The sequence below is a fragment of the Methanoculleus horonobensis genome (assembly GCF_001602375.1).
Classification (GTDB): domain Archaea; phylum Halobacteriota; class Methanomicrobia; order Methanomicrobiales; family Methanoculleaceae; genus Methanoculleus; species Methanoculleus horonobensis.
In genome coordinates this window covers 258,708-275,326 of sequence record NZ_BCNY01000015.1, presented here as the reverse complement: position 1 = coordinate 275,326, position 16,619 = coordinate 258,708, and the positions used below count along the sequence as shown (strand labels likewise).

General features: G+C 64.0%; 17 protein-coding genes. 5 read left to right on the top strand and 12 right to left on the bottom strand.

Features of this window, described 5'->3' with window-relative positions:
* The first annotated feature begins 237 nt into the window (after positions 1-237).
* Positions 238-855 carry a type-4 uracil-DNA glycosylase gene (gene udg / locus MCUHO_RS09005; protein WP_067077143.1) on the top strand — a complete coding sequence of 206 codons (618 nt, stop codon included), beginning with the start codon at positions 238-240 and terminating at the stop codon, positions 853-855.
* Positions 856-862: 7 nt separating this feature from the next.
* Positions 863-1,294: a bis(5'-nucleosyl)-tetraphosphatase gene (locus MCUHO_RS09000; protein ID WP_067077140.1), complete on the top strand. Its 432-nt coding sequence runs from the start codon at positions 863-865 to the stop codon at positions 1,292-1,294.
* A 13-nt stretch (positions 1,295-1,307) separates the two neighbouring features.
* On the opposite strand, the gene MCUHO_RS08995 is transcribed toward MCUHO_RS09000, so the two are convergent.
* From MCUHO_RS08995 to MCUHO_RS08975, 5 genes are all read right to left on the bottom strand, one after another.
* Positions 1,308-1,640 (bottom strand): DUF1622 domain-containing protein, encoded by a 333-nt coding sequence (locus tag MCUHO_RS08995; RefSeq protein ID WP_067078804.1) that lies wholly within the window; start codon positions 1,638-1,640, stop codon positions 1,308-1,310.
* A 68-nt stretch (positions 1,641-1,708) separates the two neighbouring features.
* Positions 1,709-2,476, bottom strand: a complete 768-nt coding sequence (locus MCUHO_RS08990) for an ABC transporter ATP-binding protein (RefSeq protein WP_067077137.1) — start codon at positions 2,474-2,476, stop codon at positions 1,709-1,711.
* On the bottom strand, positions 2,473-3,585 hold the full coding sequence (locus MCUHO_RS08985; protein WP_067077134.1) for a FecCD family ABC transporter permease: 1,113 nt from the start codon (positions 3,583-3,585) through the stop codon (positions 2,473-2,475). The genes MCUHO_RS08990 and MCUHO_RS08985 overlap by 4 nt, the downstream gene beginning before the upstream one ends.
* 30 nt (positions 3,586-3,615) lie before the next feature.
* Positions 3,616-4,770, bottom strand: a complete 1,155-nt coding sequence (locus MCUHO_RS08980; RefSeq protein WP_067077130.1) for an iron ABC transporter substrate-binding protein — start codon at positions 4,768-4,770, stop codon at positions 3,616-3,618.
* A gap of 249 nt (positions 4,771-5,019) precedes the next feature.
* Positions 5,020-6,174 carry an iron ABC transporter substrate-binding protein gene (locus tag MCUHO_RS08975; protein WP_067077126.1) on the bottom strand — a complete coding sequence of 385 codons (1,155 nt, stop codon included), beginning with the start codon at positions 6,172-6,174 and terminating at the stop codon, positions 5,020-5,022.
* 312 nt (positions 6,175-6,486) lie between these two features.
* Between MCUHO_RS08975 and MCUHO_RS08970 the strand changes: the two genes are divergently transcribed.
* Together MCUHO_RS08970 and MCUHO_RS08965 are read left to right on the top strand one after the other, a co-directional pair.
* The gene (locus tag MCUHO_RS08970; protein WP_328585633.1) at positions 6,487-8,523 is read left to right on the top strand and encodes an acetate--CoA ligase family protein; all 2,037 of its coding nucleotides are present in this window, start codon (positions 6,487-6,489) and stop codon (positions 8,521-8,523) included.
* Positions 8,524-8,653: 130 nt separating this feature from the next.
* Positions 8,654-10,057, top strand: a complete 1,404-nt coding sequence (locus tag MCUHO_RS08965; RefSeq protein WP_067077118.1) for an MBL fold metallo-hydrolase — start codon at positions 8,654-8,656, stop codon at positions 10,055-10,057.
* A gap of 19 nt (positions 10,058-10,076) precedes the next feature.
* On the opposite strand, the gene MCUHO_RS08960 is transcribed toward MCUHO_RS08965, so the two are convergent.
* The 3 genes from MCUHO_RS08960 to MCUHO_RS08950 form a co-directional block, all read right to left on the bottom strand.
* The gene (locus MCUHO_RS08960) at positions 10,077-10,619 is read right to left on the bottom strand and encodes an OsmC family protein (RefSeq protein ID WP_067078802.1); all 543 of its coding nucleotides are present in this window, start codon (positions 10,617-10,619) and stop codon (positions 10,077-10,079) included.
* A 14-nt stretch (positions 10,620-10,633) separates the two neighbouring features.
* Complete coding sequence (locus MCUHO_RS08955; RefSeq protein WP_084385981.1) at positions 10,634-12,799, bottom strand: thioredoxin domain-containing protein; 2,166 nt, start codon at positions 12,797-12,799, stop codon at positions 10,634-10,636.
* A 127-nt stretch (positions 12,800-12,926) separates the two neighbouring features.
* Positions 12,927-13,229, bottom strand: coding sequence for an Hsp20/alpha crystallin family protein (locus tag MCUHO_RS08950; protein WP_067077114.1), 303 nt, complete (start codon positions 13,227-13,229; stop codon positions 12,927-12,929).
* Positions 13,230-13,388: 159 nt separating this feature from the next.
* On the opposite strand from MCUHO_RS08950, the gene MCUHO_RS08945 reads away from it, so the two are divergent.
* On the top strand, positions 13,389-13,775 hold the full coding sequence (locus MCUHO_RS08945) for a hypothetical protein (protein ID WP_067077110.1): 387 nt from the start codon (positions 13,389-13,391) through the stop codon (positions 13,773-13,775).
* Here MCUHO_RS08945 and MCUHO_RS08940 read toward each other — a convergent pair.
* Genes MCUHO_RS08940 through MCUHO_RS08925 form a run of 4 tightly spaced genes read right to left on the bottom strand, consistent with a single transcriptional unit; the run spans position 13,753 to position 16,535 of the window.
* Positions 13,753-13,998 carry a 4Fe-4S binding protein gene (locus MCUHO_RS08940; RefSeq protein ID WP_067077107.1) on the bottom strand — a complete coding sequence of 82 codons (246 nt, stop codon included), beginning with the start codon at positions 13,996-13,998 and terminating at the stop codon, positions 13,753-13,755. The genes MCUHO_RS08945 and MCUHO_RS08940 overlap by 23 nt on opposite strands.
* Positions 13,995-14,522 (bottom strand): 2-oxoacid:acceptor oxidoreductase family protein, encoded by a 528-nt coding sequence (locus MCUHO_RS08935; protein WP_067077104.1) that lies wholly within the window; start codon positions 14,520-14,522, stop codon positions 13,995-13,997. Before MCUHO_RS08935 ends, MCUHO_RS08940 begins: the two co-directional genes overlap by 4 nt.
* A complete protein-coding gene (locus tag MCUHO_RS08930; RefSeq protein WP_067077099.1) occupies positions 14,515-15,627 on the bottom strand; it encodes a transketolase C-terminal domain-containing protein in 1,113 nt (370 codons plus the stop codon). Before MCUHO_RS08930 ends, MCUHO_RS08935 begins: the two co-directional genes overlap by 8 nt.
* Positions 15,621-16,535 (bottom strand): thiamine pyrophosphate-dependent enzyme, encoded by a 915-nt coding sequence (locus tag MCUHO_RS08925; RefSeq protein WP_067077095.1) that lies wholly within the window; start codon positions 16,533-16,535, stop codon positions 15,621-15,623. Before MCUHO_RS08925 ends, MCUHO_RS08930 begins: the two co-directional genes overlap by 7 nt.
* Positions 16,536-16,619: the final 84 nt, after the last annotated feature.

Genomic DNA, 16,619 nt, shown 5'->3' with positions numbered 1-16,619 from the left:
GAAATCTACCGTAACAGGCTGCTAGTCGGGGCCGCGCGGCATGGTAGTGTTTCACAGTTCCGGATCGTCCCAGGCCTGTATGACGGCTCTCCGGCCTGGTGGTGCCGTGCTCGATCACATCCCTGCCGCCGCCCCCTCCCGCCTCCTCGCAGGCCGTTCCGTCGTGGGCAAGATAAGGTCCGGCGCCAAAACACAATGCATAAGAAGGTTATACGAGTTATCCTCAATAGTGTGGGCATGCTACAGGATGCGAGGGGGGAGGCGGCGATAGAGAACCTTGCCGCCGTCATCGGCGAATGCCGGAAATGCCCCCTCTGGGAGAACACGCATCATGCGGTTCCGGGTGATGGGAACCCCGGAGCCGACCTCATGCTCATCGGCGAAGCGCCGGGAAAGCAGGAAGACCTCACCGGGAGACCGTTCGTCGGCCGGGCGGGAAAACTCCTCGAAGGCCTCCTATCGGGTATCGGCTTATCGCGCGACGACGTCTTCATCGCGAACATCGTCAAGCACCGGCCGCCCGGGAACCGCGACCCCCGGGACGAGGAGATCCGGGCCTGCACCCCGTACCTCGAGGAGCAGATCCGGATCATCGGGCCGAAGGTGATCGTGATGCTCGGCCGGCACTCGAGCAGGTATATCCTCTCCTTCCTGCCGGTCGAGTTCGACCGGATCACGGAGATCCGGGGGACGGTCTACCCCGGCGTCCTCTTCGACCATCCGGTCCGCCTCATCCCCACCCTCCACCCCGCCGCCGCGCTCTACAACCCCCGATACCGGGAGGCCCTGGAAGAGGACTTCCGGATCATCGGGCGCGAACTCGCGGCGGCCGGAGATTCCACGAGACAGGATTGAAGATATTATGGCAAAAGAGCGTTCATGCGGGGCAGTCGTCGTCCGAGGGGATGCGGATCTCCAGTACCTCATCCTGCAGTATGGTGCCGGTCACTGGGATCTGGTGAAGGGGCACGGCATACGCGGCGAGAGCGAAGAGGAGACGGTGCTCCGCGAACTTGAGGAGGAGACCGGGATAACCCGCGCAGAGTTCGTTCCCGGGTTCCGCGAGGAGGTTCATTACTTCTTCCAGCGCCGGGCGCATACGGTCTACAAGGAGGTCGTCTACTACCTGATCGAGACGCCGGAGGAGAAGGTGACGCTCTCGGACGAGCATATCGACTACCGGTGGCTCCCCTACGCCGAGGCGCTGCAGACGATCACCTTCGCGAACTCAAGACGGGTCGTCGAGGGGGCGCACGAGCACCTGAAGGCGCGTCGGAACCCGGAGAGCGCGTGAGCCCCGCCTATCGCTACATCTTTCGTGCCTCCGGGAGTTCGCTCACCTCTTTTCCGAGGAAGTAACTCACGACCGTCCTGATCGTGACGAGCGACCCGAGGATGATCAGGTCCTGGAACGTCGGTTCGAGGATCGTCTTGATGACGTCGGCGGCAACGAAGAACTCGAGGCCGATCAGGATACGCGTCGTGAAGACCCACCGGATGTCGCGGTAACTCCGCTTCTGGATGCGCATCTCACGCGCCAGGAGTTCGACGATCGCGATCGCCGCTCCATAGACGATGAAGAGCGCCCCGAACACCCCAAGAACTGTCCCGGTGATCCCGACGAACGTCTCGAGCACCATATGCCCCCGGCCGGGCATATCGGTGACGACGGGCTTATACGTTACCCCGGAGAGGCGCCCCCGGGCTCTCAGGCGGTTTCCGGTTCCAGGGGCACGACGAAGCGGAACCCGTTGTAGCGTTCGACCGTCACCGGGACGCCGTAGACCGCCTCGATGATCTCCGGCGTCACCACGTCGGGGCCCCCTGCGGCATGGATGACGCCGTCTTTTAAGAGAATGAACCGGTCGGCGTAGCGGAGCGCCATGTTCAGGTCGTGCATCGTCATCACCGCGGCGACGTCGTGCTCCGCCGTCACATGCCTGACGAGCCCGAGGATCTCGATCTGGTTCTTGAGGTCGAGGCTGCTCGTCGGTTCGTCGAGGAGGAGCACCCGGGGTTCCTGCACGAGCGCTCTCGCGATGCTCACCTTCTGGAGTTCCCCGCCGCTCATCTCGTCGATGTAGCGCAGCGCCAGGTCTTCGAGGTGGAGCATCCGGACTGCCGCCTCGACGATCCGGATATCCTTATCCGTCACGTCCCACCCGATATGCGGCCGGCGGCCGAGGAGGACGGCGTCGAAGACGGTCATCCGGCCGGCTTCGCACCGCTGCGGGACGTAGCCTACCTTCCGGGCGATCTCCATTCTGTCTGCGGTGAGGAGGTCCGCCCCCTCGATGAGGACGGATCCGGCCTTCGGCCGCAGGATTGCGTTCATGCACTTCAAGAGCGTCGTCTTCCCGACACCGTTCGGCCCCAGGATCGCGAGAATCTGGTGCGGCGAGAGGTCGAACGTGATATCCCGGATGACCGGAGCGCTCCGGTAATTGAACGCCACGCCGTCGACGTCGAGGATCATCGCCGGTACCCCCGTAAGAGCAGGTAGATGAAGACCGGTGCGCCTAAAAATGCCGTGAGCACGGCTACCGGGAGGATGTAGGGAGCCACGATGATCCTGGCGACCGTGTCCGAGGCGAGAAGGAGGATCCCCCCCATGACGCATGAACCCGGGATCAGGAAGCGCTGGTCGTCGCCGATGAGCCTCCTCACCATGTGCGGGCAGACGAGCCCGACGAAGCCGATGACCCCGAGGAACGAGACGATCACGGCGGATACGAGCGCCGCGACGACCATCCCGACGTCGCGAACCCTCTCGACGCTGACGCCGAGGCCCTTTGCGGTCTCGTCGCCGGCGTCGATCGCGTTGTAGTTCCAGCGGTTCGCGATGAAGTAGAGCAAGGCCGCTATCGTGACGAAGGCCATGATCCCGAGTTCCTGCCAGCCCGCCCGGCCGACGTCGCCGAACGTCCAGAAGACGACGGCGGCGAGCTGGGTGTCGTCGGCGAAGTACTGCAGAAACATCGTCCCCGCCGTGAAGAGCGAGGAGAGGGCGACGCCGGCGAGCACCATCACCTCGGGCGACGCCCCGCGTATCCGGGATATGAGGAGGATCACGGCCGTCGCAAGGAGACAGAAGATGAACGCCACCAGCGTCGTCACGTAGGGGTTGTTTAAGGTGACGGCGTCGGCGACCGAGGAATGCATCTGTCCGGTGCCGAGGACGATGACCGAGACGGCCGCCCCGAATGCCCCGGCGTTCGAGATGCCGAGCGTGAACGGCGAGCCGAGCGGGTTACGAAGGATCGACTGCATGGCGACGCCTGCCACCGAGAGCCCTACCCCGGCGACGACCGCGGCAAGCGCCTGCGGGAGACGGATGTTCCAGACGATCCTGTCGGTGCTGGAGACGGAGAGGGTGGTGCCGGGATGGAGGAGCAGGTTAATCCGGTCGACGATACCGTTCACGATGGAGAGGAAGACCTCGTACGGGGGGATGCTCACCGCACCGACCGATATGGATACGATCAGGAGGAGAACGAGGAGAACCACGCCCCCGAGTATCCAGATGTGCTTTCGGCGGACATAGCCCATATAGTCGGCGGGGATGGCCCCGTCTGCAAAGTGCATCTCGTTATCTCCTCCTGTAAAGGTCCGACATCAGAGCGGGATCTCCCGAAACCCGAGGTTCCGGTACTCATTGTTGTGCTCGCAAAAGACCGGTTTGCCGACGAAGAACGTGTAGATCTCGTCCGCCTTCTCCTCGGGATCGATGTCGGCGAACCGGTCGGGGTAGAGGGTCTTGCCGACGAAGTAGGCGTCGGCAAGGATGGTCTCGTAGTTCACGTTGTAGAAGTTGTACGGGAGGACGCCGTAGACCCTGCCTTCCTTTGCGGCAGTGAGCCCCTGGAGTGCGGGATCGTTCTTCAGTTCCCCGATCGCGCCGTCGTTCTCGAGCTGGGTCGTCCCGAGGTCGACGAAGATGTACTCCGGATCCCAGTCGACGAGCGCCTCCTTCGCGACATCGGCATGCGCGGTGCCGAGTCCTGCGGCGGGGTTCTTTGCGTTCACCCAGGTGAACGGCGGGTAGGCGGGCTCGGTGGAGATGATGCCGTGGGCACCCGCCGAGGAGACGCCGCCGATGTAGGCCGTCTTCTGTTCGCTCTCGGGGATGTCGGCCGTCCGGGCTTCGAGGTCGGCGATCGTCGCCTCGATGTAGGCGATCACCTCTTCGGCTCGATCCTCTTTCTCGAGCACCTCGCTCATCGTGCGAAGCCCGGCATACATCTCGGCCTGTTCGGCGTCGTTTCTGAGCGATCCGTAGGGGAAGGCCACGACCGGGATGCCGGTTCTTGCCTCGAGTTTATCGGCCTCGGGGCCGCTGGTGCTGTACGCCGTTCCGGTGGAGCCGGTCTTGAAGATGACCGCGGGACCGATCCCGAGGATCTTCTCCGGGTCGTCCTTGCCGCGGAACTCACCGATCAGGGGGAGATCCTTGAACTGCGCCCCGTAGGCGAGGGCGTAGGGACGGCCTTCCATCACCTGATCTCTCTTCTCCTGGTCGTCGACGCCTGCGGCGAGATCCTGGCTCTGCAGGTAGACGAGGTAGCGGAGGCATCCGGAGCCCGAGCAGACGACGCTCTCCGGGGGCGAGGGGACGGCGACCGACCGGCCGAATCCGTCGGTGATCGTGACGGTCTCGCCGGTGCCGCCCTGGACGGATTCGGTGCCGGTGCATCCTGCGGCAAGCATGACAAGAACGAGGGCCGCAAGCACTGCGGCCACGAGGACTCCTCTGTATCGGAACGGCGGCATACTAATATCTGTAGTAGTAACATTGTGTATTATAGTTATCGAAATACCCTCTATCGGGTGTGACTTAATTTTGATTCGTAATACGTGCACCGACAATCAGCCGAATGGGTGCAGTTCTCCCTCCGGTCTGCATGCCCGGAGCGTGGGAGGAGAATCCCATGCCCCGGGCTCCGGCCGGGGGAAAAGAAGTGAGTTTCTATCTGCTGCACACGCGTTTTTTCTCTTCCACCGGGCGTGTTCGATCCCGGGTTACAGCGGGATCTCCACAAAGCCGAGGTTTCTGTACTGGCCGTTCAGGTCGCCGAAGACTGGTTTCCCGATGAAGAAGGTGTAGATCTCGTCCGCCTTCTCCTCCGGGTCGATGTCGGCAAACCGGTCGGGATACAGGGTCTTGCCGATGAAGTAGGCGTCGGCGAGCACGGTCCCGTAGTTCGTGTTGTAGAAGTTGTACGGGAGAACGCCGTAGACCCGGCTTTCCTTCACGGCGGAGAGCCCCTGGAGCGCGGGGTCGCTCTTCAGTTCCCCGATCGCCCCGTCGCTCTCCATCTGGATCGTGCCGACATCGATGAAGATGTACCCGGGGTCCCAGTCGACGAGCGCCTCTTTCGCGACGTCGGCGTGGGCGGTGCCGAGTCCGGCCGCGGCGTTCTTTGCGTTGATCCAGAGGAATGGCGGGTAGGCGGGTTCGGTCGAGATGATGCCGTGGGCGCCTGCCGAGGAGACGCCGCCGATGTAGGCCGTCTTCTGTTCGTTCTGGGGGATGTCGGCGGTCCGGGCTTCAAGGTCGGCGATCGTCGCCTCGATGTAGGCGATCACCTCTTCGGCCCGGTCCTGTTTCCCGAGCACCTCGCCCATCGTGCGGAGCCCGGTGTACATCTCGGCTTTTTCGGCGTCGTTTCTGAGCGAGCCGTAGGGGAAGGCCACGACCGGGATGCCGGTCTTCGCCTCGAGTTTGTCGGCATCGTCGGCACTGGTCGCGTATGCCGTTCCGGTGGAGCCGGTCTTGAGGATGACTGCAGGACCGATCCCGAGGATCTTCTCGGGGTCGTCCTTGCCGCGGAACTCACCGATCAGGGGGAGATTCTTGAACTGCGACCCGTAGGCGAGGGCGTAAGGCCGGCCTTCGATTGCCCGCCCCTCCTTCTCGATGTCATCGACGCCGACGGCGAGGTTCTGGCTCTGCAGGTAGACGAGGTAGCGGAGGCACCCGGAACCCGAGCAGACGACACTCTCCGGCGGCGACGGGATGGTGACGGTTCTGCCGAACCCGTCGGTGATCATGGCGGTCTGGTCGGAACCGCCCCGTGCGATCCCGGTGCCGGTGCACCCGGCGGCGAGCATGGTAAGAACGACGGCCGCAACGACCGCGGCCGTGAGCAATCCGGTGTATCTTGAGTGGTGCATACGATCAGGGATCGTAGTAGCAATCATTATTATGTCTTTCTAAATTTTGATTATTGGGTGTGAATATATTTGCAATAGTTCGGAGTGATGGATCGCAGATCCCGGCGGGTTTGGGGGCGGGTCTGACCGGCAGTTGCCTTCTCACGGCATCGGGCAGGTTAAACGCGTCTTCCGTCGTTTTCTCCCGTGAGATCCTGCTCTCCCCTCCCGGGACGGATAATTATTATGGAAGACCCGACCAACCGGTGCAACAGGACGCCGGGCATGCCTGGCAGGATCGGCCTACCGCGAGGAATACCCATGCCGGAGAGGATGTTAACCGAATCTGAGGGCTACCACCTGCTCGAGTCATGCGGGATACCGGTGCCCCCCCATCACCTTGCTACCAGCGCCGGGGAGGCACGGGCGGCCGCCGGGCGAATAGGCTACCCCGTCGTCATGAAGGTCGTCTCCCCGGAGATCGTTCACAAAAGCGATGTCGGCGGAGTCATCACCGGGATCGAGAGCCCTGAAGGGGCCGAAGAGGCGTTTGGGACGATCATGCGGAACGCAGCCGCCCGTGCCCCGGAGGCGCCGATCACCGGGATCATCGTCGAGAAGGAGATGACCGCGGGGCTCGAGGTGCTGATCGGCGGAAAGACCGATCCGTCGTTTGGGAAGGTGATCACGTTCGGTCTCGGGGGGAAACTGGTGGAACTTCTCGCGGATGTCTCCGTCCGGGTGCTGCCCGTCACCGACGGCGAGATCCGCACGATGATCCGCGAGATCGAGGGCTACCGGCTCATCCGGGGATACCGTGGAGAGCCCCCGAAGGATGAGGAGGCGCTCGTCCGCATCATCGCCGCGATGGCACAGGCCTTCGTCGCGGATCCCCGTATCAGGGAGTTCGACCTGAACCCGGTGATCGTCTACGAGAAAGGGGTCAGCGTCGTCGATGCACGGATCATCGTCGGGGATACCGCCGGGGGCGCGGCTGCCCGGCTCAGGGTCCGGGCGCCCCCGGATCTCTTCTACCCGGAATCCATCGCCGTGATCGGCGCCTCCGGAAGCCCGAACAAGGTGGGCTACTCGGTGCTCCGGAACCTGCTCTCGTTCCCCGGAAACCTCTACCCGGTCAACCCGTCCCGAACGGAGCTCTTCGGACGAAAGACCTACCCCTCCGTTCTTGATATCCCGGGCCCGGTCGACTGGGCGGTCGTCGCCGTGCCCGCCCGCATCGTCCCGGAGGTGATGGAGGAGTGCGGGGAGAAAGGCGTCCGTCTCGCGATCATCGTCACCGCCGGGTTCCGCGAGACCGGCGGGGAAGGCACAGCGCTCGAAGAGAAGGTCACGGCGATCGCAAAGCGGCACTCCATCAGGATCATCGGCCCGAACTGTCTCGGGATCATGATGCCTCATATGGGGATCAATGCCACGTTCGACCCCGTCTCGCCGAGAGCGGGAGACGTCGCCTTCATCTCCCAGAGCGGCGCGATCATCACCACCGTCGTCGACTGGAGCCTCCCCGAGGAGTTCGGGTTCTCGACCGTCATCAGCGTCGGCAACCAGGCGGATCTCGGGTTCGAGCATTTTCTTCGGTTCGCCGAGCAGGACACCATGACCCGATCGGTCACCCTGTACATCGAGGAGATCCAGGACGGACACGGGTTCATGCAGATCGTCGGCGAGGTCGCCGGAAGAAAGCCGGTGGTGGCGGTGAAGTCCGGTTCGTCCCGGAAGGGGAAGGCCGCGGCGTCCTCCCACACCGGGTCGCTTGCCGGAAGCTACGAGGTCTACGTCGCGGCGTTCAGGCAGGCGGGGGTGATTGTGGCCCGGAGCCTGCGGGACGCCTTCAACCTCGCGGAACTCCTGGCCTCCGAGGGCTACCCGAAGGGGAGTCGCGCGATCGCCGTCACCAGTGCGGGAGGTTTCGCCGTCCTCGCCTCCGACTACGCCGAGGCCTACGGGGTCGATATGGTCGACCTCCCCGACGAGGTGCTCCGCGAGCTCAATGCATTCCTCCCGCCGTTCTGGAACCACTCAAACCCCATGGACATCCTCGGCGATGCCGACGCCACCCGGTTCGCCGCTCTCTTCGACATGCTGATACGCCACCAGGAGTTCTGGGATATCGCGTTCGTGATCGCCGTGCCGACCACACTCGTCGATCCGGCGCACGTCGCGAACGAGATCGTCCGGTTCTCCCGGAACACGGAGAAGATGGTGGTGGGCTGCATGCTCGGCGGCGACAGCATCAGGAGCGGTCTGCGCATCCTGCGGGCCTCCCGGATCCCGAACTTCTCGGAGCTTGAGGACGCGTTCAAGGCGGTGGGCAGTATCCTTGAGGTCAGGGGAGCCCGACAGGAGTGAACGGGCTGCGCTCCCCGTTCGCCGGCAGACAGCGCCCGCTCTCTCCCCGTATCTCCCGGAAACCTTTTATACAACCGCCCCGTATCCCGGCTTATCGGAACGGGTTCCACCACCCGGGAGATGAATACGGATGCTGTTTGAGAAGATTAAGTCCGATCTCCTTGCTCACAACTCATACATCGTCGGGGCGGGCGGGGAGGCGGCGGTCATCGATCCGAGGCGCGACTGCCTGGTCTACGCGGCCATCGCCGGGCGCGAGGGCATGAAGATCACGAAGATTTTTGAGACCCATAAGAACGAGGATTACGTCATCGGCTCCCGTGAGCTCGCTCGCCCGACCGGGGCGGAGATCCTGCACGGCGCCCGGGAGGAGTTCGGGTTCGGCACCGGCGTCCGGGAAGGGGAGACGTTCTCGATCGGTTCGCTCGAGCTCGAGGTTCTGGAGACGCCCGGCCATACCGTAGAGAGCATATCGCTCCTGCTCCGCGACCGATCGGTCTCCGACAAACCCCTGATGATCTTTACCGGCGATGCGCTCTTTGCCGGGGATGTGGGGAGAACCGATCTTGCCGGCGAGGATAAGCGGCGGGAGATGTCCGAGATGTTGTATGCGAGCCTGCACCAGAAGATCCTCCCGCTCCCCGACAGCACGATCGTCTGCCCCGCCCACGGCGCGGGATCCGTCTGCGGCGGGAACATCGGCGACCGGGAGTACACGACCATCGGTTTCGAGAAGGCGGCGAACGGGCTGCTCTCCCTCTCGAAGGGAGAGTTCGTCGAGCAGAAGGTGAACGAGCGGCTCTACGAGCCGCAGTATTTCGGGATGATGCGTAAACTCAACCGGGAAGGGCCGCCCCTGATCTACAACCTGCCGCACCTGCAGGCATACTCCGCCCGGGAGATCCGCTCATTGATGGACCGAGGCGCACAGATCGTCGATATTCGGTCCCCGACGAGTTTCGCCGGCGGGCACATCCCCGGGGCGCTCAGCATCTGGCGGGAGGGTCTTCCGCTCTACATGGGCTACTACCTGAACTACGAGGACCCGATCGTCCTCGTGGACGACTTCAACCTGGACCTGGATCACGTGGTGCGCCACTTTGTCCGGCTCGGCTACGACAACATCGCCGGATACCTCGCCGGCGGGTTTGCGGCCTGGTTCAAGCAGGGGGAGATCGTCGGGCGCTCCGGTACCTGGTCTCCTCCCGATCTCGCCGAGAACCTGGACGACCCGTCCGTCTGGGTGCTCGACGTCAGGAACGTCAATCACCGGGAGAGGGATGGCTACATCCAGGGTTCGCACCACATCTATGTCGGGCATCTCGAGGAGCATATCGAGGAGATCCCGGAGGATAAGCAGATCGTCGTCCATTGCGACGCCGGGTACAAGGGGAGTCTTGCGGCGAGCATCCTCGAGAATTACGGGTTTAGAAACGTCATAAACCTGCTCGGCGGTACGTTCGGGTGGAACGCGGCGAACTACCCGCTCCTCAAGGACGAGAAGAAACCGCTGTCCACCTCTCCGGCGCCGTAGAGGCGGGGTCGGGAGGCGATCAGGCCCCGGATCGCGGTTCGGAGAGGGTCGCTTCCTCCCGCCCGATGCAGACCCTGACCGGCACCCTGCCTTCAAGCGAGGCCGCGACCGGCGATCGCCGGTAGCCGCGGTCGACGAGTTCCTCGATCAACTCCTGCGGCGCGTCGGCATCCACCCGGACGGCCAGACGGATCTCCGCGAGTCCCGGTCGGAGATCGCCGATGTTGAGGAACCCCCTGAGATCGAGGTCGCCCGCAACATCGATCTCGATTGAATCGACCTCGATCCCGTCTTCCGCCGCGCTATAGGCGATACCGATCGTGATGCAGGCGGAGAGCGCCGTGAGCATCAGTTCCGTCGGGCTTGCTCCACGGCCGGTTCCGCCGAGGACTGCCGGTTCGTCGGCCGGGACGGCGAAGTTCCGGACGATCGTGGTGGAATGGGCGCCGCCATTCCAGCTCGTGATACCGGAGAGGGTTCTTCTGCCCGCCGCCGGGTTCTCCTGCATCACTGCTTTGAGGGTCTTCACCCGCTCCATATCGACCCCGTTTCGCCCGTTCATGGTCTCCCCCTGCATCAGACGATCGGTTCCGGCGACCGTCCCGTCGTTCTCACGAGCTGCACCATCTCGCCGGGATCGGTCGTCGGGATGTCGCAGGCGTAGTTGGTGCAGACGTATGCCGTCGCCTTCTCCTCGATCGTCACGACATCCCGGGTAAACCCGGCAACTCTCACGATCTCCGGTTCCTCTTCGTTGGAAGGGCGGAAGATGACGATGGCGTCGGGTGCGTAGTGCGAACGGATGGCGTCGATCAGCGCTTTCGTATCCTCCGCCCCCGGAACGCCGGATATGATCACCTCGAAGTTCGGCCCCAGCATGAACTCGAGGCCGGTCAGGAAGTGGGAGCAGGCGGTGGGAGACTCGCTGACGGTTCCGGCAAAGACGCGGCGTATGCGCTCCGCCGTCTCCTCGAGTTCGAGGTTCGCCGTCATCCGGCCGAGGATGAAGAGGGCGTACATGGCGGCGCTGTTTCCGGAAGGGATCGCCCCGTCGTAGACCGGTTTCTGGCGGACGGGGACGTCCGCATCGTCCGGCACGAAGAAGAACCCTCCTTCGTTGCAGTCCCAGTAGCGGGCGATGAGATCCCGGGAGAGGTCGACGGCGGTCTTGAGGTGGCGGGGGGCGAACGACGCCTCGTAGACCTCGATGAGCGCCCACAGCATGAACGCGTAGTCGTCGAGGGTTGCCGCGAGGGCGGCCTCGCCGCCCCGATAGCGATGGAGGAGCCGTCCGTCCTGCCGGCGAAGATGCGTGAGGACGAACGCGGCCGCTCTCTCCGCTGCCGCCAGGTAGTCCGGTTCGTCGAAGGCCCGGGCGGCTTTCGCGAGGGCGGCGATCATGAGGCCGTTCCAGTCGGTGAGGATCTTGTCGTCCTTGCCCGGGCGGACACGCCGGTCGCGGGCCGCAAGGAGTTTCTGCCGGCCCTCCTCCACGAACCACGCCAGATCCTCCTCCGAGGTTGCGAACTCGTGCGCCCAGGATGCGAGGGGCCGGCGCAGGCGAAGGATGTTTTTGCCGGTTCTCCTCCCGCCGGGCTGCTCCCGGTAGTTCCCGGGCTCCATGACGTTGAAGATCCGGGAGAACCGTTCGCCGTCCTCTTCCCCGAGGACGCCGAGGATCTCATCCTTCGTCCAGAGGTAGAACTTCCCCTCCTCGCCCTCGCTGTCGGCATCCTCCGCCGAGTAGAAGCCTCCATCCGGATCGGTCATGTCGCGCAGGACGTAGGCGATCGTCTCCCGTGCGGTTCTCGCGAACTCTTCCCTCCCCGTCGCGAGGTAAGCCTCCGTATACGCCATGACGAGGAGCGCCTGGTCGTAGAGCATCTTCTCGAAGTGCGGAACGAACCACTCCGCGTCCGTCGAGTAACGATGGAACCCATAGCCGACCTGGTCGAAGATCCCGCCCCGGCGCATGGCGTGCAGCGTCTTCTCGACCATCGTGTATGCCGGCTCCTTCCCGGTCCGGTTCCCGTACCGGAGCAGGAAGATGAGGTTGTGCGGGGTAGGGAACTTGGGCGCGTCCCCGAACCCCCCGTTCTCCCCGTCGAAGACCCGGAAGAAGGTGTTATAGGCATCGTCGAGGGCCGCCTCGCCGAGTTCGCCCTCCTTGGGCGGGGTCTTCGCCGCGCTCTGCAGCGCCTCCAGCACCTGGTCGCCGGCGTTCTCGAGCTCCTGCCGCTGGGTCTGCCAGACCTTGCTGATCCGGGGGACGAGGTCTAAAAGGCCGGTCATCCCGTAGCGGCTCTCTTTCGGGATGTAACTCGCGGCAAAGAAGGGTTTTTTATCGGCGGTCATGAAGATGGTGAGCGGCCATCCTCCTGTCCCGGTCAGGGCGTGGGCGGCCGCCATGTAGACCTGGTCGATATCCGGCCGCTCCTCGCGATCCACCTTGATGCAGACGAAGACATCGTTTAAGAGTTTCGCGACCTGCGGGTCGGCAAACGACTCCTCCTCCATGACGTGGCACCAGTGGCAGGCCGAGTAGCCGATGGAGAGGAATATCGGTCTCCCCTCCTCCCGCGCCCGAAGAAAGGCCTCCTCGCCCCAGGGGTACCAGTCAACGGGGTTATGGGCGTGCTGGAGCAGGTACGGACTCTGTTCGCTCGCCAGCCGGTTCGGTGGTGATCGTTCCCGCACCGATGCTTCCGGTGCTTCCGGGTCGTATCCGCGTGCCGGGTTCATATCCCTGACGTGCGGATGCAGGCTAATAAAGGTGACTCCTCCCGGCGGACGTAGGGGCCACGGGGTGCAGACACCTCTCTCCCGCTACCGGGGCGGAGAGCACCGGCGGTAAAAAATAGTGCGCCCCTCACTCCGCGATGGGGATCTCCTTTGTCTCCTCCGCGGCCGGCTGCACGTAGGGGACATCCACGGCGAGGAGGCCGTTTCGGAATGTCGCCTTCGCCCCGCTGGTGTCGACCGGGCATCCGATCGCATAGGTGCCGACGTAGCGGACGTCACCGCGGGTCGCATCGATGGAAAAACTGGTCTCCTGCATCTTGAACGTGATGTCCTTCTTATCGACCCCGGGTAGCTCTATCTCGATGTGCAAGTTCTCTTCGTTCTCATCCGAGTAAGCGCAGACATAGGGTGCAACTCTCAACGCTGCCATCTCATAACCTCCTATTCGGCAACAGAGGTACGGGTGTGCTATTTAACGTTTCCCTCTCCCCGTGACCCGGCCCGAACGCGACACCGACCTGCCGTCCCGGAGCGGGGGCGGCCGTACCCCGGAGCGGAGGTTTTATCTTGCGCTCCTCAAGTAGGATGCATGAGCGAGCGGTTCATCTTCACCCGGAATCGCACCCGCTGCTACCACTGCGGGGAGGAGGCCGACCAGATCGTAAAAGCGGTCTCCGCGCAGGCTCAGGTGATCTGCTCAGCCTGCGGAGCGACCCGGATATTCATTCCGCGGTTCGAGAACACCGGGGCGGTCGGAACCTGCACCCCGATCGGGCGTTACGATCTCTGGACGTTCGAGGACGACGGGCGATGCAAAAATTGTGGGGTCACGGGCCCGCACGCCCTCGCGATCGGGTGCAACCAGTTCACGACCCGGTGCCGCAACTGCAATTACACCCACTTCTACCGGTTCAACCTGGAGTATATGGCACGGTGTCCTATCGACGAGGAGGTCAGCGCTCCTCCCGCACCATAGCGATCGCCCCTTTGGGGCACTCGTTCGCGCAGATGCCGCACCCCTTGCAGTAGTCGAGGTCGATGTTCAGTTCCTCGTCGATGACCCCGTCCGGGCAGTACTGGGCACAGAGCCCGCAGGCGTTGCACGTCTCCCTGTCTACGACGGGCCGGAACGTCCGCCACGTCCCGGTCTTCCCCGACGCGGCCTCTTTCGGCCTGCTGAGCGCAAGTCTCTCTCTCATACCTTCAGCTCCTCGTATGCCGCTCTGGCAGCCTTTACGTTCCGTTCGTCGGCAAACATCTCGCGGATCGCCTGCTCCGCCGAGGGGAGGGTGACGATCCCCATCTTCGCGAGCGCCCCGAGCACCGGGGTGTTCAGGATCGGGCTTCCCGCGACCACCAGGTTCTGCGCGAGCGCGATCCCCGTCAGGTCGACGTGACGGCAGGTTCCGTTGTACCCGGCAACCTGATGGGCGCTGTTCAAGAGAACCGTCCCGTCGGCCTTGAGGCCGTCCAGGACGTCCACCACGTCCATGATGCTCGTATCGAGGACTATCACGAGATCCGGCTCGTGGATCTGGCTGTATACCTTGATCGGTTCGTCGTCGATCCTGACGAACGAGACGACCGGCGCCCCGCGCCGCTCCGCCCCGTAGAACGGGCAGGCGGTTGCGTGCCTGCCGTCCCTGAATGCCGCGAGAGCGAGGAGTTTCGCGGCGGTGACGCCGCCCTGCCCGCCCCGGGAGTGGATCCTGATCTCATACATGGTCGTTCACCCCGAACCACATCTCCTCGCCGGGATGCCGGTTCCGAACAAAGTCTGCGATATCGTTGTAGGTGACTTCCTGGCCGCCGAGGCCGGCGATGACGCTGTAGGGCTGGATGCCGGTCTTCGATTTGATCGAGTGCGCCACCACGCCGCCGAAGCCGAAGGAGTAGTCGCGGTCGATGACGACGACCTCCCGCCCGGCAAGATCGAGGTCGGGGAAGGGGCGGAACCAGCGCAGGCGCATGGATCCTGCTTTGATCCCCTCGTCGCGGAGACGGTCGATCGCCACCTCCGCCTCTTTGCCGAGGGTTCCCATCGCGACGACGACGACGTCGGCATCCTCGCACCGGTAGTCCTCGGTGGGGCCGTAAGAGCGGCCGAACCGCTCAGCAAACTCGTGCTCGACCTCCGTGATAACGCCCCGGGAGTCGCGCATCGACCGCTCAATGTCCCACCGGAACCGGAAGTGGTCGGCCGGGCCGGTCATGGGGCCGTAGCCGAGGGGGTTTGCCGTGTCGATGGCGTGCGGGAGATGGAAGGGCGGCAGGAAGTCGCCGATCTCCACCGTATCGAGCGACTGCGTGATGTGGCTGAGCGTGAACCCGTCCAGGTTGACCATCACCGGGAGAAGAACCCTCTCGTCCTCGGCGATCTTGAACGCCATCAGGGTGGCGTCGTAGGCCTCCTGGACGGTGCCGACGAAGACCTGGAGCCAGCCCGTGTCGCGCTGGGAGAAGGCGTCGGTATGCTCCGCCCAGGTGTTCCACCCGGGCCCGAGGGCGCGGTTGACGTTCGCCATCACAATGGGGAGACGCGCGCCCGCGGCCCAGTGAACCATCTCGTGCATGTAGAGGAGGCCGTGGGAACTCGTCGCCGTGAACGTCCGAACGCCCCCGACGCTCGCCCCGATGCAGGCCGCCATCGCCGAGTGCTCGCTCTCCACCGGGATGTAGCGGCTTGAAAGGTCGCCGGCGGTAACGTACTCGGCGATCTGCTCAACGATCTCGGTCTGGGGGGTGATCGGGTATGCGGCGATGACGCCGGGTTTCGCGGCCTTCACCGCGTCGGCCACCGCCCTGTTGCCGGTCGCGATCGTCAGCATACGCCTGCCTCCTCGCGGGCGAGCCGCTGGATGTTCTGCTGCACCTGCTGGCGCATCAGATCGAGGGTCTCGGGGCTCACGTTCTTGAACCGGCCCTGGCCCTTGATGTAGTCCTCAAGCAGGGCGGGCCGCTTCATGGCAGCCTTCGACGGGCCGCTGATCGAGAGTTTCCCGAACTCGCGCTCGTAGAGGATCCATGTCCCGGTCTTCACGGCGAGTTTCCCCATCTCGACCGTCTTCTCCGTGGGGTAGCGCCACCCCGGCGGGCACGGTGCGAGGATGTGGATGAACTTGGGCCCCTCGATCGAGAGCGCCTTCTCGACCTTCTTGTAGAGATCGAGGGGGTAGGCGCTGCAGGCGGTCGCCATGTAGGGCGGGTTGTGCGCCTCGACGATCCTGTCGAGGTCTTTCTTGGTCGTGGGCTTGCCGCCGGGAGTCGTGGTGGTGCGCGCCCCGAGCGGTGTCGAACCCGACCGCTGCATGCCGGTGTTGCCGTATGCCTCGTTGTCGTAGCAGATGTACAGGAAATTGGTGCCGCGCTCGAAAGCTCCGGAGAGGGCCTGAATCCCGATATCGACCGTTCCACCGTCGCCCGCGTAGACGATGACGTTGGTCTCTCTCCCCATTGCCGCAAACGCCTCGCTCATGCCGGATGCGCAGGCCGCAGCTGCAGCAAACGCCACGTTGTAGACGGGGACGTTCATCGCGGTGCCGGGGTAGATCCCCTGGATGACGCTGGTGCAGCAGGCGGGTACGACCAGGACGGAGTCGGATCCGGCGGCTTTGAGCACGTAACGCAGACATAGGGAAGAGCTGCACCCCGCGCAGGCGGACGTGCACTTATAGAGATACTCTTCCTTTGGAATCGCTGACAAATTGGTTACACTCCTCGCGTTTATATCTGTCATCAATTGTAATGAGGGTTTTGCGATCCGGGCGCCGGGCGCCCGATGGTCTTCCCCGGAAACGGCCGGCTGCAATGAGGGATGCGG